Here is a 658-nt window from a genome sequence, read left to right on the forward strand (position 1 = left end):
TACCCCCGCCGCCGCCGGGTTGGCCCAGTCCCGACAAGGCTTGCAAGGCACTGCCACCCAGGCCGGCCAACCCACCGGCGCCGCCCATGCTCGGCGGGCTCATCTGCGGGAACCCACCCCCACCCATCGGCATCCCACCACCCCCACCGGCGGGCATCATCGCACCGGCCGCGGGATTGAGGCCCACACTGTTGTAACCGGCGCCGGCCAGATCGGCAGCCGCGGCCTGTGTCGACGCATCCGCACCCCCAGTGCCCAACACCTCCCGGGTCTCCTCCAACCGCCGGCGCACCGCGGCCACCAACGCCGCCTTACCGGCCGGGGTGTTCAACGACAACCCCAACCCGTCCACATCAGCGACCGCCCCAGCAATCACCGACTCCATGCTCGCCCGCCCCGCAGCAGAGCCCGCCGCCGCCGACGAACGCGCCGAATCCTGCACATGCTCAAAGGCCCCCGCCGCAGCCAACGCCGCCGACACCAGATCATCACGCGCCGACCGCGCCGACTGCCCAGCACCAGACCCCGCGGCCACCACCACCGGTGCCCGCATCAACTGCCCACCACCAGCACCACCACCAACACCAAACGCATCCCGCGACCGACCCAACACCGCACCAAACGCCGCCAAAAACGCCTCAACCTCCCCAGACATCAA

Annotated in this window: 1 pseudogene; it reads right to left on the reverse strand. The window is 70.8% G+C overall.

Annotated elements, in window-relative coordinates:
* Positions 1–553 (reverse strand): annotated as a pseudogene (locus tag KIH27_RS22170) (hypothetical protein); the annotation flags it as partial.
* Between the last annotated feature and the right edge of the window lie 105 nt (positions 554–658).

The organism is Mycolicibacter acidiphilus, from assembly GCF_018455725.1.
GTDB lineage: Bacteria > Actinomycetota > Actinomycetes > Mycobacteriales > Mycobacteriaceae > Mycobacterium > Mycobacterium acidiphilum.